This window comes from Cupriavidus sp. 291-E7 (genome assembly GCF_057798835.1).
This window is the reverse complement of sequence record NZ_JBYOJV010000011.1, coordinates 36,796-59,149: the sequence shown is the minus strand read 5'-3', so window position 1 is coordinate 59,149 and position 22,354 is coordinate 36,796. Positions and strand designations below refer to the sequence as shown.

Below are 22,354 nucleotides of genomic sequence, written 5' to 3'. Positions count from 1 at the left end.
TCACTGACCGCAGACAACACAAACATGGATCCGAAATTCACTCCCCGCATCAATGGCGCTCGCCTGTGGCAATCGCTGATGGACCTGGGCGCGATCGGCGCCACGCCCAAGGGCGGCGTGTGCCGCATTGCGCTGACCGAGGAAGACCGCCGGGGGCGCGACCTGGTCGTGCAGTGGTGCCGCGATGCCGGACTCGACGTGCGCGTGGATGAGATAGGCAACGTCTTTGCGCGCCGCGCCGGCACCGATCCCGATGCGCCGGCCGTGGCAACCGGCAGCCATATCGATACGCAGCCATCGGGCGGAAAATTCGACGGCAATTTCGGCGTGCTCGCGGGGCTGGAGGTCATGCGCACGCTCAATGACCTGGGCGTCGCCACGCGCGCGCCCCTGGAGGTGGCGTTCTGGACCAACGAGGAAGGCACGCGCTTCACGCCGGTGATGATGGGTTCGGGCGTGTTTGCGGGCGTTTTCGACGCCGGTTTCGCTCATGCGCAGCAGGACCGTGAAGGTGTCAGCGTGGGCGATGCGCTGCAGGCGATCGGCTATCGCGGCGCGCACCCCGCTGGCGTGGTGCCGGGCGGCATGTATGCGGCCTACTTCGAAGCGCATATCGAGCAGGGGCCGGTGCTGGAGGCGGCAGGTCTGCCCGTTGGCGTGGTCACGGGCGCGCTCGGCCAGCAGTGGTACGACGTGACCGTCACCGGCCAGGACGCCCATGCTGGCCCCACGCCGCTGGCGTTGCGACACGATGCGATGCTGGCCTCGGCGCGCATGATCGAGGCGGTCAACCGCATCGCGCGGGACGAGGCGCCGCATGGGCGCGGCACCGTGGGTTTTGTCGAGGTCACGCCCAATTCGCGCAACGTGATTCCCGGCCGCGTCGATTTCTCCGTGGATTTTCGCAACCTGTCGCAGGACGGACTCGATCGCATGGATGCCGCCATGCGTGCCGCGTTTGCGGGCATAGCCGACGCGGCCGCGGTCACCGTCGTGGTGCGTCAGGTCGTCAAGTTCGAACCCTGCCAGTTTGCGCAGGCATGCGTGGACAGCGTCCGGCGCGCGGCGGCGTCGCTGGGCTTGCCGCATATGGATGTGGTCAGTGGAGCGGGGCACGACGCCGTGTACGTCGCGCAGCGCGCGCCGGCGGGCATGATTTTCGTGCCGTGCAAGGACGGCATCAGCCATAACGAACTGGAGGACGCACTGCCCGAGCATATCGAGGCTGGCGCCAACGTATTGCTGCAGGCGATGCTGGAGCACGCCCGCTAACGCTGGGAAACGCTGGGTAATGCCGGGTGACGCAGCGCCGCTGGCGACGAGTCGCCCGGTCTTTTTGCCGTGCAAGCCGGCCCATGCACCACGATGGCCGGACCTTGCACCAAGGCATGAACCATCACGTGGCACGGCGTGAAGTGGCGTCACCTCCCGCTGCTTGGTGTTTACCCCTATGAGATTGGCGGTTGTGTACAGTGAAATATCACACTAGTATCACAACAACTTCAACGCAGACGCTGACGCTGTCAGTTCCATCTCGTGGCCAATCCAATCCGTCTCGTCGGCAGCGCCGACGCACCCGCCGTGCCCACGCCCGCCCAAAGTGGCGCGGCCATGCGCGAGCAGGCTTATACCGAAATCAAGCGCCGCATCATTTCGTGCGAATTCCGCCCGGGCGAGCCGCTGAATGAAGCCCAGGTGGCCGCCCTGATCGGTCTGGGCCGCACGCCGGTACACCAGGCCCTGCATCGGCTGGAAGTGGAAGGGCTGGTGTCGATCCTGCCGCGCAAGGGCGTGCTGGTCACGCCGCTGTCCCTGAACGAAGTGCTCGACATGATCGAAGTGCGCGCCACCAACGAGGTGCTGTGCGCCACGCTGGCTTGCGAGCGCGGCCACGACAGCGATTTCAAGGCGATGCGTGACATCGTCGACCGTTCGCCCGAGCTGATTGCCCGCCGCGATATTCCCGCGCTGGCATCGCTGGACCTGAAGTTCCATACCGCCATGTCCGCCGCGTCGCGCAACCGCGTGCTGGCCGAACTGCTGCGCGGCCTGCACGAGAAACAGGCGCGCTTCTGGTTCCTCTCGCTGTCCGATCCGCAGCACCTGGAGAACGTCTACCAGGAGCATCTGGAGATCGTCGACGCCCTGGAGCGGCGCGACGTACCGGCAGTGCGCGAGGCCATCCGCGAACACATCGACGAATTCCGGAAGAACATCATCCGGACACTCTGACCCGAACTTTTCCCTCGTAACAAAGGTAGTACGCAATGCCGACACTGCATCTCAAGGTAGCCGGCGGGGGCGCGCTCGCCCTCGACATCGAACGACTGATCATCGCCGGCTGGACCGGCCGCGACATGGAAGCCGTCCAGCACCATATCGACGAACTGAAGGCCATTGGCGTGAAGCCGCCCGCCAGCGTGCCGACGTTCTATCCGCTGGCCGCCCAACTGCTGACCACCGATGACGTGCTCGAAGTACCGCGCGACGATTCATCGGGCGAGACCGAATTTGTGCTGCTGCAGGACGCCGATGCGCTGTACGTGGGCATCGGCTCGGACCACACCGACCGCAAGGTCGAAGCGTATGACGTGACCGTATCGAAGCAGATGTGCGCCAAGCCGATGGGCCGTGACGTATGGCGCTTCGACGAGGTGGCCGATCACTGGGACGTTCTGGAAATGCGCTGCTGGCGCGTCCGTGACGGCCAGCGCGCGCTGTACCAGGAAGGCAAGGTCACGCGACTGCTGGACCCGCGCGACCTGATCGAACGCCTGACCGGCGAATCGCAACTGCCGCCGGGCACCGCGATGTTCTGCGGCACGCAGGCCGTGATCGGCGAGATGGGTCACGGCGAGTCGTTCGAGGTGGAACTGCATGATCCCGTGCTGAATCGCAGCCTGCGCCACGCTTATCGCGTGGAAACGCTGGCCGTTGCCGAATGAGTGCGGCCATGACAGCCCCGACCATTGCCGAACTGGCTGCCGCGCTGGCAGCGGGACGCACCACCAGTGTCGCGCTGACGGAAGACGCGCTGGCCAATATCGACCGCCATATCAAGGCGGGCGGCACCGCGTTCATGAGCGTCGACGCCAAGGGCGCACTCGCACAGGCCCATGCCGCCGACCAGGCGCGTGCGGCTGGCTATGTGGCGTCGCCGTTGGCCGGCTTGCCGGTATCGATCAAGGATCTGTTCGATGTGCGAGGTCAGGTGACGCGCGCCGGCTCCAAGGCGCTGGACGGTAGCGCTCCGGCGCAGGCCGACGCACCAGCCGTGGCGCGACTGCGCGCAGCGGGTGCCGTGCTGATTGGCCGCACCAATATGAGCGAGTTCGCGTTTTCCGGCTTGGGGCTGAATCCCCATTACGGCACGCCGCGCACCCCGTTCGACCCGGACCGCATCAGCGGCGGATCGACATCGGGCGGCGCAGTGAGCGTGGCGGAGCAGATGGCCGTGGCCGCGCTGGGCACCGACACGGGTGGCTCGATCCGCATTCCGTCCGCGTTCTGCGGATTGACCGGCTTCAAGCCGACGGCGCGCCGCGTGCCGCTGGACGGCGCCGTGCCGCTGTCGACATCGCTCGACTCGGCCGGCCCGCTGGCGCGCTCGGTGGCGTGCTGCGCGGCCGTGGACGCCGTGCTGAGCGGCGAGACGCTCGACACTCGCGCTGCCGACCTGCGCGGCTTGCGCTTCTACGTGACGCGAGACTTCGTATTCGACGGCGTGGAAGCCGAAGTGGCGCAGGCGTTTGAAGCCACGCTGGCGAAGCTGTCGGCACGGGGCGCGCAGATCGTCGAGTTCGCATTTCCCGAGTTGCGCCGATTGCCGGAGATCAACGCTGCTGGCGGCCTGACGGCTGCCGAGGCATGGACCTGGCATCGCGCGCTGCTGCAAGGGAAGGGCGACCAGTACGACCAGCGCGTGGCGCAACGCATCCGCCGTGGCGAGAAGCTGAGCGCCACCGATTACATCGTATTGCTCGGCGAGCGCCGCGCGATGCAGCAACGTGCCGCCAACCTGCTGCGTGACGCCGATGCATGGCTGATGCCGAGCGTGGCGATACGTCCGCCGCGTCTGGACGCCCTCGAACGCGATGAAGACTTCTTCGCGATCAACGGCCTGGTCCTGCGCAATCCGAGCGTCATCAATTTCCTCGACGGCTGTGCGGCGTCGTTGCCGATGGGCGAGGGCATGGGCCTGGGTGTCTGCGGCTTGCATGGCGCCGACGCACGGGTGCTGCAAGTGTCCGCGGCCATCGAGCAGGCCCTGCAGTAGCCACGTAATACCGGCCGGAATTCCACGGCCACCGCATGCGCCAGCACAGCGCCCAGCGAGAGGGCTTCGCCAACGTAGCGAAGCCCCGCCAACCACACCCAAGGAGTAGTCACCGATGTCTTCCGTGATGACCGGCGCCCCGAGCGCCCTGGAGAACCTGCCGCCCGCGGAACTGGCGCAGCAGCGCAACGAGGCGTACCGCAAGATCACCGTGCGCCTGATTCCGTTCCTCGTATTCCTGTTCATCCTGGCCTGGATCGACCGCGTCAACGTGGGCTTTGCCAAGCTGCAGATGCTGCAGGACCTACAGTTCAGCGAAGCCGTGTACGGGCTGGGCGCGGGGATTTTCTTCATCGGATACTTCCTGTTCGAAGTACCGAGCAACCTGCTGCTTGAAAAGATCGGTGCGCGCAAGACGCTGGCGCGGATCACCATCCTGTGGGGCCTGGCCTCGATGGCGATGATCTTCGTGAAGACGCCGACGCAGTTCTACGCGCTGCGCTTTCTGCTGGGCATCTTCGAGGCGGGCTTCTTCCCCGGCGTGGTGCTGTACCTGACCTACTGGTTCCCGGCCGCCCGCCGCGCGCGGATCAATGGCCTGTTCATGACTTCGTTCGCGATCGCAGGCGTGATTGGCGGCCCGCTTGCCGGGTTCATCATGAGCACGATGGACGGAGTGGATGGCCTGGCCAACTGGCAATGGCTGTTCGTGATCGAGGGTATTCCGTCGGTGCTGGCCGGTATTGCCGTGCTGATGTACCTGCCGGAAAAGCCGGTCAACGCCAAGTGGCTGACGCAGCGGGAGCAGGACATCGTCACGCGCGACATCGAGAGCGAATCGCGCGATCCGGCCAAGCACTCGGCGCTCCGGGACGCATTTGCCAATGCTCGTGTGTGGATCTGCGCGGCAATCTATTTTTGCGTGGTGAGCGGCAATGCAACGATCGCGTTCTGGTCGCCGTCGATCATCAAGGAACTGGGCGTGCAAGGCAATCTGCAGATCGGCCTGGTCTCGGCCATCCCGTTTGTGGCAGGCACGATTGCGATGGTGCTGAACGGCATCCATTCGGACCGCACCGGCGAGCGCCGCATGCACTGCGCGCTGGCCACGCTGCTGGCGGCGGTGGGCCTGACGCTGACCGGACTCTGGCTGCACAGCGCCGTACTGGCCCTGGTGGCGCTGACCGTAGCGTCGATTGGCATCCTGGCTGCATTCCCGGTGTTCTGGTCGCTGCCGTCGGCCTTCCTGGCCGGCACGGCCGCCGCCGGGGGCATCGCGCTGATCAATTCGATCGGCAACCTGGCCGGTTTTGTGGCGCCATACATGATCGGCTGGTTCAAGACCACGACCGGCCGGCTGTCGTCGGGTCTGTATTTCGTGGCGGCCCTGGAGGCCTGCGCAACCGTGCTGGTGATCGCCTTCATTCGCGCCCGGCAGTGATTGCGGCGGGGATTGTCAGGCGGGCGGGCAGGGGGCTGGATTCCCTGTTCGCCTTGCGCTACAATCCGCTTCCTTATTGAGCCGCCGACGGAAGTTACGCCAGCGGCACGAACCGGATTCCGGCGCACCATGCGCCAAGCAAGCCACGAAGAAGGAAAGGCGGGCAGTTCGAGCCGCCTTTTTTGCTTTGCGGACCCGGTTCCAGGACTGCGAGGGTGGCGAAATTGGTAGACGCACCAGGTTTAGGTCCTGACGCCAGCAATGGTGTAGGGGTTCGAGTCCCCTCCCTCGCACCAAATACCAAAGCCACACGGCACCCAAAAACGCCGCAACCCACGGTAATACAAGGGTTCGCGGCCCGCCGTGTGGCTCTCCAGACCCCTTGAAATTCCGCACAAAACCTCACTAAACTACGCATCATTACGCCGAATTTACGCTGAGGTTACGCATGGCTTCCTTCCGGAAGGTCAAGAATGGCTGGCGCGCCGAGGTCTATGTGCAGGGCACGCGCGACTCGAAGAACCTCGATACCAAGGCGGAGGCCCAAGCTTGGGCCTCCCAGCGCGAGACTGAACTGCGTTCGATCAGCGGCGGGACGGGGAGCAAGACCCACACCGTGCGCGACGTGCTGAAGACCTACGCCGAGAAGGTGAGCCCGGCCAAGAAGGGCGAGCGGTGGGAGGTCATCCGGCTGGACCTCATTGGCGACATTGTCGTCCTGGGGCGGAAGTTCGGAGACATCAAGCTGGCGGACCTCCAGCCAGCCCACATTGCCGCCTGGCGCGACGTCAGGCAGCGGGGGACGGACGAGCAGCCGGGTATCGCCGGCGCTTCGGTTTCGCGCGAAATGTCCCTGATTTCTCACGCCTTCAAAGTGGCGCATGAGGAATGGGGCTGGCTGACACACAACCCCATGAAAAACGTCCGGCGGCCGCCTGACTCGCCGCCGCGCGACCGGCGCATCTCCGACAAGGAGATCGAGGACATGACCCTGGCCCTGGGCTACTACGAGGGTCACCCTGTCGCCTTGTCGTCTCAGCGGGTGGCGGTGGCGTTTCTGTTGGCCATCGAAACGGCCATGCGCTCTGGCGAGCTGCTGGGCCTGACCTCCCACACGGTCGACCTGGAGCGGCGCGTCGCCCATCTTCCGATGACCAAGAACGGCGGTGCCCGGGACGTGCCTCTCTCCACGCGCGCCATCGAGCTGCTCAAGATGCTGCCGGAAGTGGACGACGGCAAGCCGCTGTTTGCGTTGCCGGCCGCCAGCCGGGATGCCCTGTTCCGGAAGGCAAAGAAAAAGGCCGGCATTGCCGACCTGACATTTCACGATACCCGCCATGAAGCCATCACCAGGCTCTCGACGAAGCTCGACGTGCTCGCGCTGGCCCGGATGACCGGGCACACGAACCTCAGCGAGCTGCGGACCTACTACAACGAGTCCGCCGCCGAGCTGGCGCTGCGGCTGGGCTAGTCCGGCTTGCGAGGGCGGCCCATCTTGCCGCCCTGGTACGACTCCACCCACTTGATGACCTCGATCGCCTTCCAGCGCGGCTGAGCCTTGCCGAGGCTGCCCGGGTTTGGAAGGCGGATCGGTACCGGGAAGCCGGGCACGTTCACCACGCGCTCGCGCACGACCTTGGCGGGCCGCTGCAGGTATTCGCCGATCTCTTTCGTCGACCACAGCTGCGCCTCAAGCGGGATGTGGGCCATCGGACGGATTCGCTTGTCCAGTTCTTCAATGATGCGGTCGAGTAGTTCTTGTTCGCTCATTTCTCACTCCATTCCTGCGTTACATCATCCACGGGAGGCCCTGCGCGGCAGCGCGAGCCTTCCGTTCTGCCAATTCGGCTTCGAGTGCCGCGTCCAGCGCGGCGGGATTGTCGGCAAGGCTCCCGTGGGTGTCGCAAAGCTCGACATAGCGGTCGACTGCGGGATTCCAGTTCTTGGCCAGGTGGACGATCACGGCCCCAGGCTTGGCCTCGGAGCGCCGGCAGACGTGGCACTTGTTCTGGTATTTGCGTTCGCCCACCGGGCGCGCGTTGCGGATCTGCGGATACTTCGCGCGCTCGATGGCCACCTGGTCGTCCGTCAGCGCCTCGGCGGCCAGCTGCAGGGCGGGCATGGTCGAAAAGCGCTGCTCGGGGAGCGCCTCCAGCCAGAACGAGTTGACGAAGGGTTTGCCAAACGACTCGCGGCGCGCATCCAGGTGAACGCCAAAGCCATCCTGATCGGCATAGCGGTAGAAGGCCAGGCCGTTGGCACCGTGACCGTGGGCGGACGAGTAGAGGTTGAGGTCGTCAGGGATGTTCATGGCTATGGCCTGTCGTCGGTGCCGCATCCCCCTCCGCCCCGCCATTCCCCGCAGACGGGGCGGCGCGCTTGGCGTTGATGGCGTTCCATTCGGCGGTCGTGCGCAGCGGTAGGCTAGGGTTCTGGTGGAATACCGTCTCCACGATCCATTCGCCGAACGACGTCATGCCATATCGTCCAAAGCCCAGCGATTGCACGACGCCCAGCTCTGCAAGCCGCTTCATCTCCGCTTTCGAGTTGGTATAGCCGTCCGCATCGAAGTCATCGCACTGATTCTTGAAATTGAACAGCATGGCGAAATCGTCTTCGCTGATGAATCGTGCCTCCCCGCCCCCAGGCTGGCTGGCGCTCTCCAGTTCGCGGCGTAGCGCGTCGCGTTCGTCCCGGAGCTTGCGCACTTCTTCTGCCTGCGGGCTATTCCACTTGCTGCCGTACATGCCGGTCCGCGAGAGGTTAGCGTCCGGGTGCCGAGCCGCCACGCCGCAGGTAATCACCTTGTGCTCAACCAGCTTTGCGTGCTTCGCAAATGCATCGCGGTCGCGTTCCAGTATCCGGATGCGGGCGATCATCGACGTGATCTGGCACACCTCGCGCTCATCCTGCTGCGTCTCTGGGGGCTGCATTCCAGCGGAGATTAAAGAGTCGGCAGCATCAATGCAGCGTTGCGCTTCTCTTGAAAAACCATGTGTATCGAAGCCATAACCGTTTTCCCACATGTTCATGGCGGTCCGCGCGAGTCTAATAGCCCGAACAATCCGCTGGTCAATGGCCGCCTCGCGCTCATCCTGGGCTGGTCGTACCTGCTGGGGGCGGCGTAGCAGTCGGATCACGTCCCCAATTGCAGCGGCGCTATCACCGTTGTCCGCGCGAGCGTCCCCATAACGCTGGATTGCGCAAATGATCTCTTCCGACACCTTCTGCGCCTCTCCTACCGCATTAAGTGCTTCTCGCGCCGTACGTTGCAAATGGTCCGCGAACTGTTTAGGTGTTGCAGTAAGAGACGTCGAATATGCTATGTCTTTCAGAGCTTCGTGAAGAGCCTGGATTGCATCGCTGACCTGCTGCTCAGCACCCTTCAGCGGCTTGCACTCGTGCAACGCGTTATAGGCAAGATTCGCCACAGTACGCAATGACAGGCGCTCATCCTGCTGCGCCGATGCGCGACGGTGGTCGATTTTGCGTGAATCGCCCGCAAAGCCTTGCTGCGCCTCGGTCAGGGCCGATGCTGGCGAGCATGGCTCGCTGCACTCGTTACTACAGGCGCCGACCGTTCCGTCACACTGCACCCCCGCGCCCACTTCCCTAGGCTGGCGGTACAGTGGCGTCGTGAAGGCTGCCGCCGTGCTTGCGTGCATTCCTCGTTTTTGTTCGTCGGTCACGACCCGATGCGCCGTAGCCTCGCTGCCAGCGCGCAAGGTTCCATCATCAAGCCATGCTGCGACTTCCCCTGGCTGGCAGCAAACCAACGCACGCAGCTTTTGCCAATTGATGCAGTTGTGCAAAGGGCCTCCCTCGCACTGAAAATCCATGTCTTCGATCTTTTCGATCAATGCCGTGATGGCGCGGTTTTCTACTTCCTCAGGCTGGCGAGGGGCGGCGAGGAATCCCGCAAGCGCGGCATCATATTCTGCGCGTTCAATATCGCCTGCCGAATAGTTCGCGCGCTGATGCGATGGCAGTTCCGAACGGATTTCGGGCCATGCCTTTACAAATTGATCTAGCCCATCCCCCGCTGGGAGCGAGGGGGCGGCGATGGTTTCGTCTATGGCGCGCAGCAGGGCGGTGCGGTACTGCCCCATACTCTGGTGTGTGGCGGCGAGAAAGTCGTCGGCAGCCCACTTACGAAGGTCGGCGAGTGTCATTGGAACAATCTCCCGTGAATAGCATCCAGCCTCTCCACCTCGTCGGCGGTCAGGTCTACGATGCGGCAGGTCTTGGTCTTCTCTTTGAGGTCACGGACGAAGCTGATCTCGTCCATGCGGAGCAAGCGCGTATCGATCTGCCGCGTCAGACGGTCGATCATCGTCGCGGTGCTGACGATTCCCATCGGGCGTTCTCCTTCTGCGATCCGCTGCATCCAGCGGTAGGTTTGATGCGCGCCCCAGGCCATTGCTGCCAGAAGCGCGACATGGGCGGTGATGGCAAAGGCGAGAAGTGTCATGACGACCTTCCTTCCGCCTTGCGATACGCTTTGGTGAGTCCGAAGTCGACGGCGTGACCGCGACTGCGGATTAGCTTGGCCAGTCGCGCACGGTCCGCATGGCTGGCCGTTGCCTGCCTGGCGATGCCGAGGTAACTATTGGCGGCGGCGTAGACATCGCAGGCCGGCATCTGTGCCAGCCGTTGGGCGCCAACATTCAGCGTCCGGCGACGGGTGTGCCGCGCCCAGGGGCGAACCACTTGGCCAACGAAGTCGACGCCGCGGGAAACGGTCTGCAGGATCGTCTTTGACGGATTAAGGCGAGCATGCAGCTGGCGCGGCAGAAAGTCGTTGATACGCGCCAGCGCGGCGTTCAGCCACTGAGGCGACTCGTGCAGCAGCACGAAGTCATCCACGTACCGGATGTAGTGCCGGCAGCGCAGCTCGTGTTTCACGAACTGATCCAGCTCGTTGAGGTACACGTTTGCGAAGAACTGACTGCTCAGGTTGCCGATGGGCAGCCCGAAGGAAGCCGGTTGCTCCATGAGCTTCTTGTGCGGCGGAACGAGAGACATCATCGAACGATCGCCGAGGTAGGCAAAATCGGCCCGTGGATCGTGCATCAGCACGAGTTCCGTCAACGATCGCCAGAATGGCTCGGGAATCTTCGCGCGCAGCAGCTGCAGCAGAACGCCTTTGTCGATGCTGACGAAGAAATTCGCCAGATCGCATTTCAAGTAGAACGCGGGCTGCGACCAGTTTTGCGTGATGCTGCGAACCTTTGCTTCCAGGCGCTGAGCGGCGTACAGCGTGCCGCGCCCTTTGATGCAGGCGCAGGAATCGGCGATGAACGACCGTTCGAAACGTGGGCCGATCTTCTTGTACAGCAAGTGATGCACGATGCGATCGCGGAACTCTGCGGCCCATACCTCGCGTGCCTTTGGCCGCGTGATGACGAAGCACTTCGACCGGCCGGGTGTATAGGTGCCGTCGGTGAGCTCGTCGTACAGGGTTCGCAGGTTGCACTCCAGATTGACCTCGAAAGCCAACGCGCTGGCGCTGTTTCGCTTTGTGCGGCGGCAGTCGATGTAGGCTTCGAGCAGTTCGTAAAACGAGAAGGGGGCGCTTTCGTTCCAATCTGCGGACGGCGCGAGCGCGAAGCTCGTTGTTCTGGTGGTTGTTGTTCTGGTTGCCGTTGTTGAAGTTCTGATACCAGGCCCAGCCGTATCCATCATGCTATCCACGTCGCCCGGCCGATTGCTCGACTGGGAAACTGCGCCGGACGCTGCCCGGAAACTACCGGAGGTATCCGTGATGCGCCTGTCGGTGGCCTCGTGAGCCAGCGGCATGACCAGATTGAAAGATCGCTCAGCCATGAAAGCCTTGACCTCCACGGAGCGGGCGATTGATTGCGGACTTTCTCCATGCAGTGGCCTGCTTCCCGATGCTCGTTGTCAGCTCGACCGCTCGGGCGTATGAGCGGCTGTCGATCTTCCGCTTGTTGAAGCCGAGTCGAAGGAGAGGGTTGATCACCTGCAGGCGCTCGATAAGCTCCGTCAGGTGCTGAGACTTGTCTTCGGCAACATTGGTGCGATACACGAGCACGATGATCTCGGTGCACTCCGTGCTGATCTTCTCGCCGATCGTGCGCTTGAAGTCCCGTTGCATGTTCGTGACGACATCAGTCACGACATCCAGCAGCTCTTCTGCGGCGCGATAGATCGGCAATTGAGTGTGCAGAGCCACGATGGATTAAATGGTTAAATTACTGAAGGAATGAATCTGCGGACGGCGCGAGCGCGAAGCTCGTCGCTCTGGAGGCAGTTGCCCTGGCTGCCGTCGCCGAAGTCCTGACACCAGGCCCAGCCGTCGTTTTCCTCATGCTCCTCGCCGGACCAGTACCAGGCCGATTCGAACTCGCCCTTCAGGTTGGCGAACAGGAGCGACTGCTCGCGGCGCGTGGGAAGCGAGGCATCGCGGTCGCCAGCCCATATGCAGGCGTCCTTCCAGCTGACGCTCTCAGCCTCGCCGGGCAGCAGGATGAGGTGATAGTCCGGCTGACCTTCTTCGCCGAGCGCGAGGCCTGCGTAGCGCTCGCCTGGTGCGAGCGGGATCTTCACGCCGGCGACGGAGTACTCCGTGGGCAGCGGCTGCTTGCGGAAGGCCTCGATCATTGCTGCTACGCGCGAATGTGCGGACTCGATCTGTTCAAGCGTGATCATGTGATGCGCTCCAGAGGAATGGATTAAGGGTTAAATGGGCAATCTGCGGACGGCGCGAGCGCGAAGCTCGGAGCGCTGGTGGAAGCTGTCCTGGGTGCCGTGGAAGAAGGTCTGAGACCAGGCCCAGCCGGGATCGTCGGCATCCTCCTCGTTCGACCAGTAAGCGGCTTGCTCGAACTGGTCGCGGTGCTTTGCGTAAGCGACTGCCTGTTCGGTGCGCGTCGGAAGATCGCCGCCAACGCTCTTGGCCCATTCGAGTGCGTCCTTCCACGTCGCGCGGGTTTCGCCGGGCAGCAGGATTGTGTGCATCACATCTCCATTCGCATCGACGAGGCCGCAGAGGTAGACCTCGCCTTCGGCGAGCGGTGGGATTTTGATTTGCTGCATGCTTAGTCCTATTGAGTTGCGTAGGTACTGCGTTGGGCCGGGGACCGGCCGTGCCGCTTTCCCCGGTTGGTCAGGCCGCCTCTTCGAGAGGGAAGAGGGTGGGCGTGTCGTCGAGCTGATCCACCTGGTGGCCGTTGATGTCCGAGTGGACAATCACGCCATCGAAGCGAACCCATCGCACGCGGGTCTCGCCATTCGGGCCGGCGCCGCGGAACAGGTGGGTAGGGCTGGCAATGATCTGGGCGCGCTCGCCAGGGTCTTCCTGGCTCTCGACCGTCAGTCGCACGGCGCGCTTGATATATTCCAGTTCGAGGTTGTCCATCGTCTGGACATCGCCCTTGCGTGCCGCTCTGGCGGCCTTGCGCTTGATCTCGTCAATGGTCATGATGAACTCCAGTTACATGCGCATCGGTTGGAGCAGGCCGCGCCACGAGCCGTCCTGCAGGAGGTAGGAGGGTGGCGGGCCGTTTTCTGGCTGCACCCACGAGAGGGACACGTCCTCGGTCTTCACTTGCCCAAGGAGCCGCATCAGTTGGGACCCGACGAAAGATGCGTCGAGATGGGATTCCATCGCTACTTCCTTGAGCTCCAGATCCGCCTCGACGGAGTGCGCCTCGCTGGAGATCGTCAGAGAGCAGTAATTCCCGTCCTGCTCCATCCGGATAATTCCGTCGACGCTATCGAAGGTCCGGTGCAGCGGGCACACCTTTACCAAGTCGTCGCGGCTGAAGGTGACGAACTGGTTCGGGTTGGGGAGGAGGCGCTTCCAGTCGATGTACTTGCCTGGCGCCAGGGTGCAAATCACCTGGACGTGTGCATTACTGGCCAGTAGGTGTCCCTTGTAGACCTCGAAATGGTCCGCGCCGATGCTGGCGAGGATCGATGCGGACGCGTCGGGAATGGCGACGCCAAACTTCGGCACGCTCGCGCCGAAAGCGGCCGGCGTTACGGGGACCACGTTGGTGGCCATCGTGAGGCCATCGCAGCCGACCAGGTGAGCAGACTCGCCATCGCACTCGATCCAGAGATTGCGAAGAATCGGCTTATCAATGCGACCTTGCGCGGCGATGGCAAACGACACGGTGCCGATCTTGCCGGTAAGGTCTGGCGCATCGAACACGGCTTCCGGCTCACCATCCAACTTCGGCATCGGGAAAATGTCGCCAGGCAGGGTCGGTACACTCATGCGAGTGCGGCCTGCGCGGGCGACGATCTTGCCCTTATCGCTGGTGAAGGTGATGGAGGCTGCCCCAAGGCTGCAGATGGCGTTCAGCTTGTCGGCAGGCAGGCAGAGGTCGACATCCTCGTCGACGCTCGCTTCGGCGCTCGCAGTGACCGTCAGGTAGCCTGAGGAACCGATCAAGCGGATGCCCCCAGTGTCAGCTCTGCCGGCGACGCGGACATGGGTGAAGGCGGGCAACGGCGACTTCGGCAGCACCGCCAGGTTGGCGGCCTTAAAAGCGTCGCCCAGTGCTTTTCCAGTAATGGAGAACATCTTTGTATCCGTGGTGGTTGGTCAGTGGAGGCGGACGAGGACGGGTGCGCCGTTGATCCAGCGGCCTGTGACCTTGAAGCCTTCGGCGCGGCGGGCGCGCACGTATTCCTCCCAAGTGATGTCGGGATTCATGACTGCCTCCAGATAGGGGTAGCGGTGGGCGCTTCAGGGTTGAGCGCGGCATAGAGGCCGGAGAGGGCGATAACGCCGATGGCGGTACCGACCCAGAAGGCGATGGCGCGGAGGAGCTTCACGCGGCGCCTCCGGTTGCTTTGGCGATTGCGGCACGCCGCTTGGTGGCAACCATGACCTCGCAGTCCCACTCCGGATCAATTGCGCCAGCGGCTTCGCGGGCCCGCCACTCTTCCTCTGCCTGGAGCGCGTCGAGCAGATCCGGCGAACTGACCACCAGATTGATGTTTGCCTCGATCTCTTCCTCGGTCAGACCGATGGTCTTGATGACCAGCACATGCTTGTTGCGGCCCGACCAGACGACGGGGTACTTGGCTGCCGGGCGGATATTGCGGTGCCAGGGGCCGGGGGTGTGCTTGGCGGTCATGCTGCGCTCCCGATGGCCTTTGCGATCAGCATCCCGAGGAACGCAACTATCGGCAGGATGACGTAGAGGAGGAGGGCGACGACGAGTGCGTAGCGGTTCATGCTGCGCCCCCGGCTTTGTTGATCAGGGCGGCACGCTCGCTGTTGCGTGTAATGTCGGCGGCGCCGCTCAGACCATCGTGGCCGCAGCGCTCTGCCAGCACGCGCATCTGGTTGACGGACATGATCGAGAGGCAGCGGCTCATGATCTTGTGGGCCAGCTGCAGCTCGCGCAGCATCTCCGCGTCGAGGTTGGCCAGATCCGCCTGGTGGTGGGCGGCTTGGGCGGGCGTCATGCTGCCTCCTTGACTTCAGCCGGAGCTTCGGCGCGCGCCAGGTCTTTCGGCGCCATATACATGCGCAGGCGAAGGCGGCCCTTCTTGAAGTGGATCGTCGCCGTTTGAGCACTGGTTTCATCGCGCTCGCTGACTACGAAGCCCGCCTTCAGCAGTGCCTTGAAGAGCCGCACGTCGCCATCGAAGAGCGAGCCCATGACGTGGAGGGTCAGCTTCTCGCGGAACGCGGGCGAAAGAGCATCGGCGTAGATGGTGTAGCCGGCGGCCTTGATGGCGGCGTGCTCCGCATCGAGGAGCAGCATTGCCGGGGCCATAGCCTTGAGTTCAGCCTGGCGGGCGCGGAGCTTGTATTCCGCCATTGCCGCGCCCTGTTGGGAGAGCGGCAATGCCAGGATCTGTTCGTGGGTGAGGTGCTTGGTCATGGCATCAACCCTTGCTACCGCCATGAACAACCGCCCAGAAGAACAGCACCCCGAGCGTCCAGACCATGATTCCGATAGGTACGAGCAGTTCCATCCCGTGTCTCCTGCGAAGAGTGATTGCACGGGAGGAAGTTAAGCATACTTAAATTAAAAAGGCAAGAAGGCTTAAGGTGGTTGGCTCGTCAGTCCTCCAGCACTCGGTCTAGTACCTTGGTCATCGCCTGGGCCGACAGCCGGCGAGAGGTTGTGAAAATTCCGTTCAGCGCGTATGCGATTTCGCCGGTCGGCAGCCTTTTGATGACGATTGTGTCGTTTTGATGTCCTGTGTCATCACCCCCTCCACTGCGCTTCTGACCCTTCCTTTCCCTGAACGCAAGCAAATCCAGTACATCACCCATTGGGCTGTTCTCCGCTGCCCGCCATGTACCCGGCGGTGATCAGATGAGCACAATGCTTTAACGCGTTTGGAGTGGCGGCTACACCCCCAATTGGTCGGATGCAGCGGGGTCTGCTGAATGGGCGGCAGAAAGATTTGCCGGAAGATGGAAACGAAAAACCCGCCAAGTGGCGGGCTTCATTGGGGCGGCAGGTAAGGTCGGGCTAGCCGTGCTTTGCACGCTTGCCGGGGGCCGGAGCAGTGGGGGCGATGAGACCGCGGGCCTTGGGTGCTCCCCAGTCGTCCTGGTCTGCCAGGCTCGATCCGATGAACTCGGAAACGATGACGTCGAGCGACTTTTTCTGAAGATCGGTGAGGCGATCGTACTGCTTGAAGGTGGCACGGAAGGGCCAATGATCCGCCGGCATCACTGTACCCGTTGGGTCACCTTCCCCCGTAGCAAGCCAGAACGTGTCAACGCCGGTGAGTCTGGCCGCGCGGGCGGAATTTTCGGCGTTGAGCGCCTTTGTTTTGCCGCTAATGACCAGCGAGATGGCCTGCACAGTGACGCCGATTGCATCGGCAAGGTGCTGCCTGTCCTTGCCGGATAACCGGATAGCTTCCTCGAGCCGATCGCCGTAGGTGGTGGTCTTCATGGCGAAAGCATACTTACATGAATGCGGATCATGGTTGCATTTTCGATTTAAGAATGCTTAAATCCATCGCATGGAAAAGTCCAAAGCAACCGAGCTCTTAGGGGGCACGACGTCAGCAGCAGCGAGTGCCATCGGCATTTCGCCGCAGGCGTATTCGCAGTGGCCGGATCAACTGCCCAAGCGGCTTGCTGATCGTGTTGTCGCTGCAATCGCCCGACGTCATCTGCCGGCCGATCTGCTCGGTGTTGATCCTCAGCCCGTAGCGGGGCACTAGTTCCCGCTCTGGCCGTCTTCCAGTGCTTGTGCGATGCGTTCCAGTCGCGCGAGCAGTTCGCGCACGTCCCGGATGCAGTCATGAAGTGCCGGGCGCTGATCGACGGGAGGGCGTCGCCCCTTGTGGGGTTTGCCTTTTCCAGTAGCGAGCCATTGCGCGGAAACGCCGAGGGCGCGTGCGATGGCTTCGGTGTGGCGGCTGCCGGTCGCGTTGCGATTTGGGTCAGCGAGGTACTGGATGGATTGGTACTCAATGCCGACACGCACAGCCAGAGCGCGCCGAGAGGTCGGCGGATCTGTCTGTTGCATGGCCCAGCGAAGGCGTTCGGCGTAGGTGTACATGCGGTCGAGTGTGTCATTGCCTCTATGCAGATGTGTCTGTGTTTTGCCGGTAGAAGCTTCTGCCGGGCCGGGCGAAGTGATCACCTGGCAAAAAATTTTCGGCTCCGCGCAACTGTGGATTCAACCGTGGAACCGATGAAATCTTTCTATAAGGACAAGAACGATGCGGACAGCGAACCAGCTTGAATGCGGCCCCAGTACTGGCTTGCAGCCAGTCAGCGAGCAGCAATCGGGCGCGCAAAGCCCGTTTCTGTTGCCCCACCTGATTGCGGAGTGCAAGACGTTCCGCGATGCGTGTGCGCTTGCCTGGGAACACCGGGCGAACCAGGGGCTGACGAAGCAGATCCTTGCGGCAATGGCCGACCTGTACCCATCGCACTCAAGCGACTACTTCCACCGGGAGAAGGTGAATGCGAACGGGAAACCGCGGCGCGACCTACCGGCGGAAAAGATCGCGGATGTGGAACGTGTCCTTGGCAACCGGGCAATCAGCCAGTACCTGGCTCGCCGAGCGATGTTGACTCTGATGGAAGAGATCGCAGCGAGGATTCATGGATGAAGGGGTGGCGCTGCGGATCGCCAGGAGTGCGGTCCGGGCAGCAATGAAGAAGTACGGAGACGACAAGCAACGCGCGATCCGAGAGCTGCAGGAGATGGCCAAGAAGGATCCGCAATTGGACGAGGCATTCACCGTCACGGGCTACCTCGGACTCAAGGCCGAGCAGTCGGTGAAGCACTAGGGGAAATCGATGCAACGACTGTTCGAGCGGGCGGCCTTTCGGGCGGGGTGGGAAGCGGCGCGCATCGGTGTGCCGTTCACCGCAAATCCGCTGGCAAGCGGTCCGCTCGTCCGATTCGGGCGCCAGTGGGGGCGAGGCTGGTCGGAGCATGTGGCTCGCGCATGCAGCTACGCCTTCACCCCCAAAAACTCAGACTGCCTGGAAGCGTTTCATGGCTGATCACAAGGCAATCGGAATGATCGACCACGTTGTGAGCCGCGCCACGGTGCGCGAGCAGGGCGCAGAGGCATTCCGTCAGGGCTGCCGCGTAGAGGACAACCCGTATTTGCTCGGCATGGACGCTCGGATCGAGTGGACAGACGGGTTCATGGGCGAGAAGTACAAGCCGACCAGACAGCAGGTGTAGGGGAGAGAGGGCATGCACACACAAGTCGCGCACACCAGCATCCGGACGTACCGGGACATCAAGAAGGACGGCACGATCGGCACGAGACAGCGCCAGATCATGCTGGTGATCCAGCCGTGGCCGGCGGACTACTCGCTGCAGGAGCTGTGCGAGCTGACCGGTCTGCCGGTCAACATCGTGAGCGGCCGCGTCAATGAGCTACGCGAGGAACTGGGCGAGCTGGAGCGTGCCCCGGCCCGGGCCTGCCGTATCACCGGACGCACGATCAAGCCGGTCCGCCGCCCGCATCCGCAGGGGGCGCTGTTCTGATGGTGGTCGTCGTCATTGCGAACGGCAAGGCCGTCCGCGTCAACCCGCTGCTGCACCCGGACCTCCTGTGTCACGGCCAGCAGTGCTATCTCCGCTTCCCGGGCATTTGCCGGAACAACCCGGACACCGTGGTGCCCGCACACAGCAATCAACTCAAGCACGGCAAGGGGAAGGGCATCAAGGCGGACGACCGCATGACGGTGCCCGGCTGCTTCTGGTGCCACGCAGAACTCGACCAGGGCGGCCGCTACACGAAGGAACAGAAGCGCCTGGCGTGGGATGAGGCCTACGACCGGTGGGCGGCATACCGTCTGAAGATGTACGGCGTGCCCGCGGCGCGCATCGAGGAGGCCGCTTGAACGCCGTGACTCAAAGAGGACTAACTCCGGTCGAGCGGTTTGCTGTACTGCAGAAGCTTGGCGGCATGGTCAAACGCGGCGGCCTGGATCTCTTCCAGCGTCCGGTTTTCCCCGCACATGGTGAACGAAACACTGAGGTGGCACGCTTGTTCGGCGATCTGACCCCGCGTGATCTGCATTGTCACGCGTATCAAATTCTCCCCGAGAGCGGAGGAATGGGGTGCCTCGTCAATGGTCAGGCTGGTAACACGCCCGGCGTAGGCAACGGCTTCGATTTCGGCATGCTTGCTGCTGACTTTCATCGGAGGTTCCTCTCGGTGGATGGGGGGCACATTGTCGCACGGTCCTCACGGAGGGCCTGCCAATGAGCGTTGAGGCAATCACCTGGGCATTGAAGCAGAAGGTTGGGCGCTCGTCGACCAAGCATGTCCTCATGCTGCTGGCTAACTGCACGACGCCGCCGCTCAACCGCATCTACACCTCGGTCGCGTACATCGCTGACGCAACCGAGATGGACCGAAAGACCATCATCACGGCGATTCAGAAGCTGCAAGAGCTGGGCTTTATCTCCGATACGGGCGACCGAACCGGCAGCACCGGGCAGATCCCGGTGTACCAGCTGAACATGATTGAGATCGCCGCCTCCGAAGGCGAGGAAAAACGGAACAGTTCCGAAAACGGAACAGTTCCGAAAACGTATTCTAACGGTACCAAAAACGGCGGCAAACAGTCCCAAAAACGGCGGCAAACAGTCCCAAAAACGGGACACGGAACAAAAGGAACTAAAGGAACTAAAGGAACTAAGGGAACGCAAACGCGCGGCAAGCGCGCGAGTGTGTGTGTCGAACTTCCCGATTGGCTTCCTCAGGCTACATGGGGCGACTGGCTAGCCCATCGCAAAGCCATGAAGGCCCCGTTCACCCAACGTGCTGCCGAGCTGTCGATTGCCGTGTTGGGCAGGCTGCAGGGTGAGGGTCACGATCCGGTGGCCGTGATCAACGAGAGCGTCCTGCGGGGCTGGACGGGTTTGTTCCCGCTGCGCCAGGCATCGGCCGGCGGCGCGCCGGCGCAGGCTGGTACCGGTACGGCGCCGACGGGCACCTGGTGGGAAAGCGCAGAAGCCACCCGCCAGATGGGTGCCAGTCTGGGTTTGCCGTACGACGGCACCGAGAACGCCCGCCGGTACATGTTCCGCGTGTTCAAGGCGGCCGGACCGGGGCCGTGGGTGGAGCGAGAACTCGCCGCAGCGTCGCGGATGAACGAATTCGAGTATGAGCGCGTGTTCGCCTACTTCATGGGCGAAAAGCCCGTGTCGCAGCAGCAGTTGGCCCAGCGCTCGGCGGATCAGCAGAGAGGTGCGGCATGAGTATGTGGGGGCGGTATGCGAACGGACGAGGCCTGGCGGCACGAGTGCGAGGTGCGGTGGCTGGCGGGAAAGCCGGACGATCAGGTGACGGCGTATCTGGTCAAGGTGGAGAAGTACCGGGGGCGGCCAGCGGCGGTGCAACTGGCATCGGACATGCGGGCACACCGCCGCGCAAGCCGAGTAAGTACGGCAACAAACGGGTGACGGTAGGCGAAGAGACGTTCGACAGCCAGCGCGAGATGGAGCGGTACCACCACCTCCTGATCATGCAGCGGGCGGGCTTGATCCAGCAGCTGCAGCGCCAGGTCGAATTCATCCTCTCGCCCGCGGTGGTGATCGGCGGCCGGAAGCGGCCACCGCTGAAGTACGTGGCGGATTTCACCTACGTGGAGCGTGGCGCCACGGTGAAGACGATCGAGGATGTGAAAGGGGTGGTGACCGAGGCGTACCGGATCAAACGCCACCTGATGGCAGCTATGGGTTTGCAGATCAAGGAGACCAAATGAAAGCGATTCGCAATTTCTTTTTTCGGCTGTTCGGGAAGTCGAAGCCGGAGAGCGTTCAGCTGCCGTCCGTGAAGATGCCACCGCCGCCGATGCCGCCAGTGGTCGCTTCTCGCCGGCCGTATGCGACTGGTGGCGTGGTCAGCGCGTCGAAAGCCGGTCTGGTGGGAGAGTGTGCTTCTGAGCAATTCGCCCCTAGCAGCCGGGCTCAAGCGCTTGCATCTGTCCCGCGCCGGGCTTCGGTGATCGAGTCGACTCAGTCGTCGAGCGATGACGGCACTTCCCTGCTGCTGGCCACGATGCTCCTGACCTCCCGAGCTGACGTACCAGCCCCGGCCAGCTGCTCGCATTGGGATGCACCTGCCAGTGGCGGTGGATCGTTCGATGGCGGCGGAGCCTCTGGAAACTGGGATAGCGGGTCGAGCTCGTCCTCGGACAGCTATTCATCGTCGGACAGCGGCAGTTCGTCCAGCAACTTTGACTGAGGGAAGCCATGAGCACCGCTGACATTTGCCTGGCATACGGCGTCCTGGTGATGGCCGGCATTTCGATTTCGATTCTGTGGGGGGGGGGATGGTGAGATGAAAACGGTCAGAAGATGGACGGCTGAGGATGACGCCAGGCTGACCAAGATGTACGCCGCGGGAGAGAGATCGATCGAAATGGCGGCGCAACTGGACCGCACCCGCTCGGCCATTCAGATGCGCGCTAAGTTCCTCGGTATCGCGCCGACTCCGTTGCGTGGCGACCAGAACCCGCTATGGGTGGCCATCGTTTCGCTGTGCGCGGACGGCGTGGCTCGGTCGGTGCGCGAGTTGGCCGACGCGACAGGCGCCAAATACAACACCGTCGAACACCTGCTTCGCCTGCGCCGTGGCCGTGGTCTAGCCCATATCGTTTCGTACGCACCACCACCGTGGCGTGGCCCCCACCGACCGCTGTGGCTTCCGGTTTGCGGAACGGATGCCGAGCGTCCAGAGCCGTCGAAAAGGGCGAGGCGCCGCCATGAGTTGCGGGCGTTGGCAGCGACGGTCAAGCCCCTGGTACCTGCGCCGAGCCTGCGGGTCCAGCGGAGGATCGGACCAGCGCCGCGCGTCATCGGCGCACCGCAGCACGAAATCATCCGAGCGATGTACGGCATGGGGGTGGCGGCATGACGGAACAGCGGAAGGGCGGCGCGTTGGCCAGGCTGGCCGCAATGCTCTGCAACAACCCCGAATTCCGCCGGATGTTGGCGGTGCGGACGGGGCGGCCGTGCGAGACGGCAGACGACGCCAAGGCCCGCATCCTGGAGCGTTGCGACATCACCTCCCGGGCGGACCTAGACCACGTGGCGAAGGCAGAGGCGGAATTCCACGCTGCATTCCGCCTGCCGTGGATGCGGTGGCAGCAGGGCGCAAGACAACAGAACCAATACAGCAGATAACCGGGGAGCCAG

At 63.1% G+C, this 22,354-nt stretch carries 35 protein-coding genes and 1 tRNA gene; 19 read left to right on the top strand and 17 right to left on the bottom strand.

Annotated elements, in window-relative coordinates; genetic code table 11:
* Positions 1-24: 24 nt before the first annotated feature.
* The 7 genes from AC3FLX_RS19995 (at position 25) to AC3FLX_RS19965 (ending at position 7,188) form a co-directional block, all read left to right on the top strand.
* Complete coding sequence (locus AC3FLX_RS19995; protein WP_488699046.1) at positions 25-1,272, top strand: Zn-dependent hydrolase; 1,248 nt, start codon at positions 25-27, stop codon at positions 1,270-1,272.
* Positions 1,273-1,536: 264 nt separating this feature from the next.
* Entirely contained in the window at positions 1,537-2,232 is a 696-nt protein-coding gene (locus tag AC3FLX_RS19990) for a GntR family transcriptional regulator (RefSeq protein ID WP_488699045.1), read from the top strand.
* 35 nt (positions 2,233-2,267) lie between these two features.
* Complete coding sequence (locus tag AC3FLX_RS19985; RefSeq protein ID WP_488699044.1) at positions 2,268-2,945, top strand: DUF2848 domain-containing protein; 678 nt, start codon at positions 2,268-2,270, stop codon at positions 2,943-2,945.
* An 8-nt stretch (positions 2,946-2,953) separates the two neighbouring features.
* Positions 2,954-4,276, top strand: a complete 1,323-nt coding sequence (locus AC3FLX_RS19980; protein WP_488699043.1) for an amidase — start codon at positions 2,954-2,956, stop codon at positions 4,274-4,276.
* Positions 4,277-4,391: 115 nt separating this feature from the next.
* Positions 4,392-5,717: an MFS transporter gene (locus AC3FLX_RS19975; RefSeq protein ID WP_488699042.1), complete on the top strand. Its 1,326-nt coding sequence runs from the start codon at positions 4,392-4,394 to the stop codon at positions 5,715-5,717.
* 209 nt (positions 5,718-5,926) lie between these two features.
* Positions 5,927-6,013 (top strand) — tRNA-Leu (locus tag AC3FLX_RS19970).
* A gap of 152 nt (positions 6,014-6,165) precedes the next feature.
* Positions 6,166-7,188: a tyrosine-type recombinase/integrase gene (locus tag AC3FLX_RS19965; protein WP_488699041.1), complete on the top strand. Its 1,023-nt coding sequence runs from the start codon at positions 6,166-6,168 to the stop codon at positions 7,186-7,188.
* Here AC3FLX_RS19965 and AC3FLX_RS19960 read toward each other — a convergent pair.
* The 16 genes from AC3FLX_RS19960 to AC3FLX_RS19885 form a co-directional block, all read right to left on the bottom strand.
* Positions 7,185-7,487 carry a hypothetical protein gene (locus AC3FLX_RS19960; RefSeq protein ID WP_488699040.1) on the bottom strand — a complete coding sequence of 101 codons (303 nt, stop codon included), beginning with the start codon at positions 7,485-7,487 and terminating at the stop codon, positions 7,185-7,187. The genes AC3FLX_RS19965 and AC3FLX_RS19960 overlap by 4 nt on opposite strands.
* A gap of 19 nt (positions 7,488-7,506) precedes the next feature.
* Positions 7,507-8,028: a hypothetical protein gene (locus AC3FLX_RS19955; RefSeq protein WP_488699039.1), complete on the bottom strand. Its 522-nt coding sequence runs from the start codon at positions 8,026-8,028 to the stop codon at positions 7,507-7,509.
* Positions 8,015-9,889 carry a hypothetical protein gene (locus AC3FLX_RS19950; RefSeq protein WP_488699038.1) on the bottom strand — a complete coding sequence of 625 codons (1,875 nt, stop codon included), beginning with the start codon at positions 9,887-9,889 and terminating at the stop codon, positions 8,015-8,017. Before AC3FLX_RS19950 ends, AC3FLX_RS19955 begins: the two co-directional genes overlap by 14 nt.
* Positions 9,886-10,188, bottom strand: coding sequence for a hypothetical protein (locus AC3FLX_RS19945; RefSeq protein ID WP_488699037.1), 303 nt, complete (start codon positions 10,186-10,188; stop codon positions 9,886-9,888). The genes AC3FLX_RS19950 and AC3FLX_RS19945 overlap by 4 nt, the downstream gene beginning before the upstream one ends.
* Complete coding sequence (locus AC3FLX_RS19940; protein ID WP_488699036.1) at positions 10,185-11,543, bottom strand: RNA-directed DNA polymerase; 1,359 nt, start codon at positions 11,541-11,543, stop codon at positions 10,185-10,187. The genes AC3FLX_RS19945 and AC3FLX_RS19940 overlap by 4 nt, the downstream gene beginning before the upstream one ends.
* Complete coding sequence (locus tag AC3FLX_RS19935) at positions 11,536-11,895, bottom strand: four helix bundle protein (protein ID WP_488699035.1); 360 nt, start codon at positions 11,893-11,895, stop codon at positions 11,536-11,538. The genes AC3FLX_RS19940 and AC3FLX_RS19935 overlap by 8 nt, the downstream gene beginning before the upstream one ends.
* Before the next feature lie 32 nt (positions 11,896-11,927).
* The gene (locus tag AC3FLX_RS19930; protein WP_488699034.1) at positions 11,928-12,389 is read right to left on the bottom strand and encodes an Lcl C-terminal domain-containing protein; all 462 of its coding nucleotides are present in this window, start codon (positions 12,387-12,389) and stop codon (positions 11,928-11,930) included.
* Between the two features lie 30 nt (positions 12,390-12,419).
* Positions 12,420-12,776, bottom strand: a complete 357-nt coding sequence (locus AC3FLX_RS19925) for an Lcl C-terminal domain-containing protein (protein WP_488699033.1) — start codon at positions 12,774-12,776, stop codon at positions 12,420-12,422.
* A gap of 70 nt (positions 12,777-12,846) precedes the next feature.
* Positions 12,847-13,161, bottom strand: coding sequence for a hypothetical protein (locus AC3FLX_RS19920; protein WP_488699032.1), 315 nt, complete (start codon positions 13,159-13,161; stop codon positions 12,847-12,849).
* Positions 13,162-13,173: 12 nt separating this feature from the next.
* Complete coding sequence (locus AC3FLX_RS19915; protein WP_488699031.1) at positions 13,174-14,271, bottom strand: hypothetical protein; 1,098 nt, start codon at positions 14,269-14,271, stop codon at positions 13,174-13,176.
* 250 nt (positions 14,272-14,521) lie between these two features.
* Positions 14,522-14,830 (bottom strand): hypothetical protein, encoded by a 309-nt coding sequence (locus AC3FLX_RS19910; RefSeq protein WP_488699030.1) that lies wholly within the window; start codon positions 14,828-14,830, stop codon positions 14,522-14,524.
* 97 nt (positions 14,831-14,927) lie between these two features.
* The gene (locus AC3FLX_RS19905; RefSeq protein WP_488699029.1) at positions 14,928-15,164 is read right to left on the bottom strand and encodes a hypothetical protein; all 237 of its coding nucleotides are present in this window, start codon (positions 15,162-15,164) and stop codon (positions 14,928-14,930) included.
* Entirely contained in the window at positions 15,161-15,586 is a 426-nt protein-coding gene (locus AC3FLX_RS19900; protein WP_488699028.1) for a hypothetical protein, read from the bottom strand. The genes AC3FLX_RS19905 and AC3FLX_RS19900 overlap by 4 nt, the downstream gene beginning before the upstream one ends.
* A gap of 182 nt (positions 15,587-15,768) precedes the next feature.
* Positions 15,769-15,984, bottom strand: a complete 216-nt coding sequence (locus AC3FLX_RS19895) for a hypothetical protein (RefSeq protein WP_488699027.1) — start codon at positions 15,982-15,984, stop codon at positions 15,769-15,771.
* Positions 15,985-16,186: 202 nt separating this feature from the next.
* Positions 16,187-16,618 carry a helix-turn-helix domain-containing protein gene (locus tag AC3FLX_RS19890; protein ID WP_488699026.1) on the bottom strand — a complete coding sequence of 144 codons (432 nt, stop codon included), beginning with the start codon at positions 16,616-16,618 and terminating at the stop codon, positions 16,187-16,189.
* 270 nt (positions 16,619-16,888) lie between these two features.
* Positions 16,889-17,233 (bottom strand): hypothetical protein, encoded by a 345-nt coding sequence (locus AC3FLX_RS19885; RefSeq protein WP_488699025.1) that lies wholly within the window; start codon positions 17,231-17,233, stop codon positions 16,889-16,891.
* A gap of 163 nt (positions 17,234-17,396) precedes the next feature.
* Between AC3FLX_RS19885 and AC3FLX_RS19880 the strand changes: the two genes are divergently transcribed.
* Genes AC3FLX_RS19880 through AC3FLX_RS19855 form a run of 6 tightly spaced genes read left to right on the top strand, consistent with a single transcriptional unit; the run spans position 17,397 to position 19,047 of the window.
* Entirely contained in the window at positions 17,397-17,792 is a 396-nt protein-coding gene (locus tag AC3FLX_RS19880; RefSeq protein ID WP_488699024.1) for an XRE family transcriptional regulator, read from the top strand.
* 43 nt (positions 17,793-17,835) lie between these two features.
* The gene (locus AC3FLX_RS19875) at positions 17,836-17,973 is read left to right on the top strand and encodes a hypothetical protein (protein ID WP_488699023.1); all 138 of its coding nucleotides are present in this window, start codon (positions 17,836-17,838) and stop codon (positions 17,971-17,973) included.
* Between the two features lie 9 nt (positions 17,974-17,982).
* Positions 17,983-18,192 (top strand): hypothetical protein, encoded by a 210-nt coding sequence (locus tag AC3FLX_RS19870; protein ID WP_488699022.1) that lies wholly within the window; start codon positions 17,983-17,985, stop codon positions 18,190-18,192.
* A gap of 16 nt (positions 18,193-18,208) precedes the next feature.
* On the top strand, positions 18,209-18,379 hold the full coding sequence (locus tag AC3FLX_RS19865) for a hypothetical protein (protein ID WP_488699021.1): 171 nt from the start codon (positions 18,209-18,211) through the stop codon (positions 18,377-18,379).
* 12 nt (positions 18,380-18,391) lie between these two features.
* A complete protein-coding gene (locus tag AC3FLX_RS19860) occupies positions 18,392-18,688 on the top strand; it encodes a hypothetical protein (RefSeq protein ID WP_488699020.1) in 297 nt (98 codons plus the stop codon).
* Positions 18,688-19,047: a nuclease domain-containing protein gene (locus tag AC3FLX_RS19855; protein ID WP_488699019.1), complete on the top strand. Its 360-nt coding sequence runs from the start codon at positions 18,688-18,690 to the stop codon at positions 19,045-19,047. The genes AC3FLX_RS19860 and AC3FLX_RS19855 overlap by 1 nt, the downstream gene beginning before the upstream one ends.
* Positions 19,048-19,067: 20 nt before the next feature.
* Here AC3FLX_RS19855 and AC3FLX_RS19850 read toward each other — a convergent pair whose 3' ends face one another.
* The gene (locus AC3FLX_RS19850; protein ID WP_488699018.1) at positions 19,068-19,349 is read right to left on the bottom strand and encodes a hypothetical protein; all 282 of its coding nucleotides are present in this window, start codon (positions 19,347-19,349) and stop codon (positions 19,068-19,070) included.
* 62 nt (positions 19,350-19,411) lie between these two features.
* On the opposite strand from AC3FLX_RS19850, the gene AC3FLX_RS19845 reads away from it, so the two are divergent.
* The 6 genes from AC3FLX_RS19845 (at position 19,412) to AC3FLX_RS19820 (ending at position 22,342) form a co-directional block, all read left to right on the top strand.
* Entirely contained in the window at positions 19,412-20,413 is a 1,002-nt protein-coding gene (locus AC3FLX_RS19845; protein ID WP_488699017.1) for a helix-turn-helix domain-containing protein, read from the top strand.
* Positions 20,414-20,428: 15 nt separating this feature from the next.
* On the top strand, positions 20,429-20,617 hold the full coding sequence (locus AC3FLX_RS19840; RefSeq protein WP_488699016.1) for a DUF7696 family protein: 189 nt from the start codon (positions 20,429-20,431) through the stop codon (positions 20,615-20,617).
* Entirely contained in the window at positions 20,560-20,919 is a 360-nt protein-coding gene (locus tag AC3FLX_RS19835; protein WP_488699178.1) for a DUF1064 domain-containing protein, read from the top strand. Before AC3FLX_RS19840 ends, AC3FLX_RS19835 begins: the two co-directional genes overlap by 58 nt.
* Positions 20,916-21,401: a hypothetical protein gene (locus AC3FLX_RS19830; RefSeq protein ID WP_488699015.1), complete on the top strand. Its 486-nt coding sequence runs from the start codon at positions 20,916-20,918 to the stop codon at positions 21,399-21,401. The genes AC3FLX_RS19835 and AC3FLX_RS19830 overlap by 4 nt, the downstream gene beginning before the upstream one ends.
* 96 nt (positions 21,402-21,497) lie before the next feature.
* A complete protein-coding gene (locus AC3FLX_RS19825) occupies positions 21,498-22,073 on the top strand; it encodes a hypothetical protein (RefSeq protein ID WP_488699014.1) in 576 nt (191 codons plus the stop codon).
* Complete coding sequence (locus AC3FLX_RS19820) at positions 22,070-22,342, top strand: hypothetical protein (protein WP_488699013.1); 273 nt, start codon at positions 22,070-22,072, stop codon at positions 22,340-22,342. The genes AC3FLX_RS19825 and AC3FLX_RS19820 overlap by 4 nt, the downstream gene beginning before the upstream one ends.
* Positions 22,343-22,354: the final 12 nt, after the last annotated feature.

Excerpts from the sequence above, each read along its gene's own strand:
- AC3FLX_RS19995 (WP_488699046.1), top strand. The coding sequence starts at position 25 with ATGGATCCGAAATTCACTCCCCGCATCAATGGCGCTCGCCTGTGGCAA.
- AC3FLX_RS19985 (WP_488699044.1), top strand. The coding sequence starts at position 2,268 with ATGCCGACACTGCATCTCAAGGTAGCCGGCGGGGGCGCGCTCGCCCTC.
- AC3FLX_RS19980 (WP_488699043.1), top strand. The coding sequence starts at position 2,954 with ATGACAGCCCCGACCATTGCCGAACTGGCTGCCGCGCTGGCAGCGGGA.
- AC3FLX_RS19975 (WP_488699042.1), top strand. The coding sequence starts at position 4,392 with ATGTCTTCCGTGATGACCGGCGCCCCGAGCGCCCTGGAGAACCTGCCG.
- AC3FLX_RS19965 (WP_488699041.1), top strand. The coding sequence starts at position 6,166 with ATGGCTTCCTTCCGGAAGGTCAAGAATGGCTGGCGCGCCGAGGTCTAT.
- AC3FLX_RS19960 (WP_488699040.1), bottom strand. The coding sequence starts at position 7,487 with ATGAGCGAACAAGAACTACTCGACCGCATCATTGAAGAACTGGACAAG.
- AC3FLX_RS19955 (WP_488699039.1), bottom strand. The coding sequence starts at position 8,028 with ATGAACATCCCTGACGACCTCAACCTCTACTCGTCCGCCCACGGTCAC.
- AC3FLX_RS19950 (WP_488699038.1), bottom strand. The coding sequence starts at position 9,889 with ATGACACTCGCCGACCTTCGTAAGTGGGCTGCCGACGACTTTCTCGCC.
- AC3FLX_RS19945 (WP_488699037.1), bottom strand. The coding sequence starts at position 10,188 with ATGACACTTCTCGCCTTTGCCATCACCGCCCATGTCGCGCTTCTGGCA.
- AC3FLX_RS19940 (WP_488699036.1), bottom strand. The coding sequence starts at position 11,543 with ATGGCTGAGCGATCTTTCAATCTGGTCATGCCGCTGGCTCACGAGGCC.
- AC3FLX_RS19930 (WP_488699034.1), bottom strand. The coding sequence starts at position 12,389 with ATGATCACGCTTGAACAGATCGAGTCCGCACATTCGCGCGTAGCAGCA.
- AC3FLX_RS19925 (WP_488699033.1), bottom strand. The coding sequence starts at position 12,776 with ATGCAGCAAATCAAAATCCCACCGCTCGCCGAAGGCGAGGTCTACCTC.
- AC3FLX_RS19920 (WP_488699032.1), bottom strand. The coding sequence starts at position 13,161 with ATGACCATTGACGAGATCAAGCGCAAGGCCGCCAGAGCGGCACGCAAG.
- AC3FLX_RS19915 (WP_488699031.1), bottom strand. The coding sequence starts at position 14,271 with ATGTTCTCCATTACTGGAAAAGCACTGGGCGACGCTTTTAAGGCCGCC.
- AC3FLX_RS19910 (WP_488699030.1), bottom strand. The coding sequence starts at position 14,830 with ATGACCGCCAAGCACACCCCCGGCCCCTGGCACCGCAATATCCGCCCG.
- AC3FLX_RS19905 (WP_488699029.1), bottom strand. The coding sequence starts at position 15,164 with ATGACGCCCGCCCAAGCCGCCCACCACCAGGCGGATCTGGCCAACCTC.
- AC3FLX_RS19900 (WP_488699028.1), bottom strand. The coding sequence starts at position 15,586 with ATGACCAAGCACCTCACCCACGAACAGATCCTGGCATTGCCGCTCTCC.
- AC3FLX_RS19895 (WP_488699027.1), bottom strand. The coding sequence starts at position 15,984 with ATGGGTGATGTACTGGATTTGCTTGCGTTCAGGGAAAGGAAGGGTCAG.
- AC3FLX_RS19890 (WP_488699026.1), bottom strand. The coding sequence starts at position 16,618 with ATGAAGACCACCACCTACGGCGATCGGCTCGAGGAAGCTATCCGGTTA.
- AC3FLX_RS19885 (WP_488699025.1), bottom strand. The coding sequence starts at position 17,233 with ATGTACACCTACGCCGAACGCCTTCGCTGGGCCATGCAACAGACAGAT.
- AC3FLX_RS19880 (WP_488699024.1), top strand. The coding sequence starts at position 17,397 with ATGCGGACAGCGAACCAGCTTGAATGCGGCCCCAGTACTGGCTTGCAG.
- AC3FLX_RS19875 (WP_488699023.1), top strand. The coding sequence starts at position 17,836 with ATGAAGAAGTACGGAGACGACAAGCAACGCGCGATCCGAGAGCTGCAG.
- AC3FLX_RS19870 (WP_488699022.1), top strand. The coding sequence starts at position 17,983 with ATGCAACGACTGTTCGAGCGGGCGGCCTTTCGGGCGGGGTGGGAAGCG.
- AC3FLX_RS19865 (WP_488699021.1), top strand. The coding sequence starts at position 18,209 with ATGATCGACCACGTTGTGAGCCGCGCCACGGTGCGCGAGCAGGGCGCA.
- AC3FLX_RS19860 (WP_488699020.1), top strand. The coding sequence starts at position 18,392 with ATGCACACACAAGTCGCGCACACCAGCATCCGGACGTACCGGGACATC.
- AC3FLX_RS19855 (WP_488699019.1), top strand. The coding sequence starts at position 18,688 with ATGGTGGTCGTCGTCATTGCGAACGGCAAGGCCGTCCGCGTCAACCCG.
- AC3FLX_RS19850 (WP_488699018.1), bottom strand. The coding sequence starts at position 19,349 with ATGAAAGTCAGCAGCAAGCATGCCGAAATCGAAGCCGTTGCCTACGCC.
- AC3FLX_RS19845 (WP_488699017.1), top strand. The coding sequence starts at position 19,412 with ATGAGCGTTGAGGCAATCACCTGGGCATTGAAGCAGAAGGTTGGGCGC.
- AC3FLX_RS19840 (WP_488699016.1), top strand. The coding sequence starts at position 20,429 with ATGCGAACGGACGAGGCCTGGCGGCACGAGTGCGAGGTGCGGTGGCTG.
- AC3FLX_RS19830 (WP_488699015.1), top strand. The coding sequence starts at position 20,916 with ATGAAAGCGATTCGCAATTTCTTTTTTCGGCTGTTCGGGAAGTCGAAG.
- AC3FLX_RS19825 (WP_488699014.1), top strand. The coding sequence starts at position 21,498 with ATGAAAACGGTCAGAAGATGGACGGCTGAGGATGACGCCAGGCTGACC.
- AC3FLX_RS19820 (WP_488699013.1), top strand. The coding sequence starts at position 22,070 with ATGACGGAACAGCGGAAGGGCGGCGCGTTGGCCAGGCTGGCCGCAATG.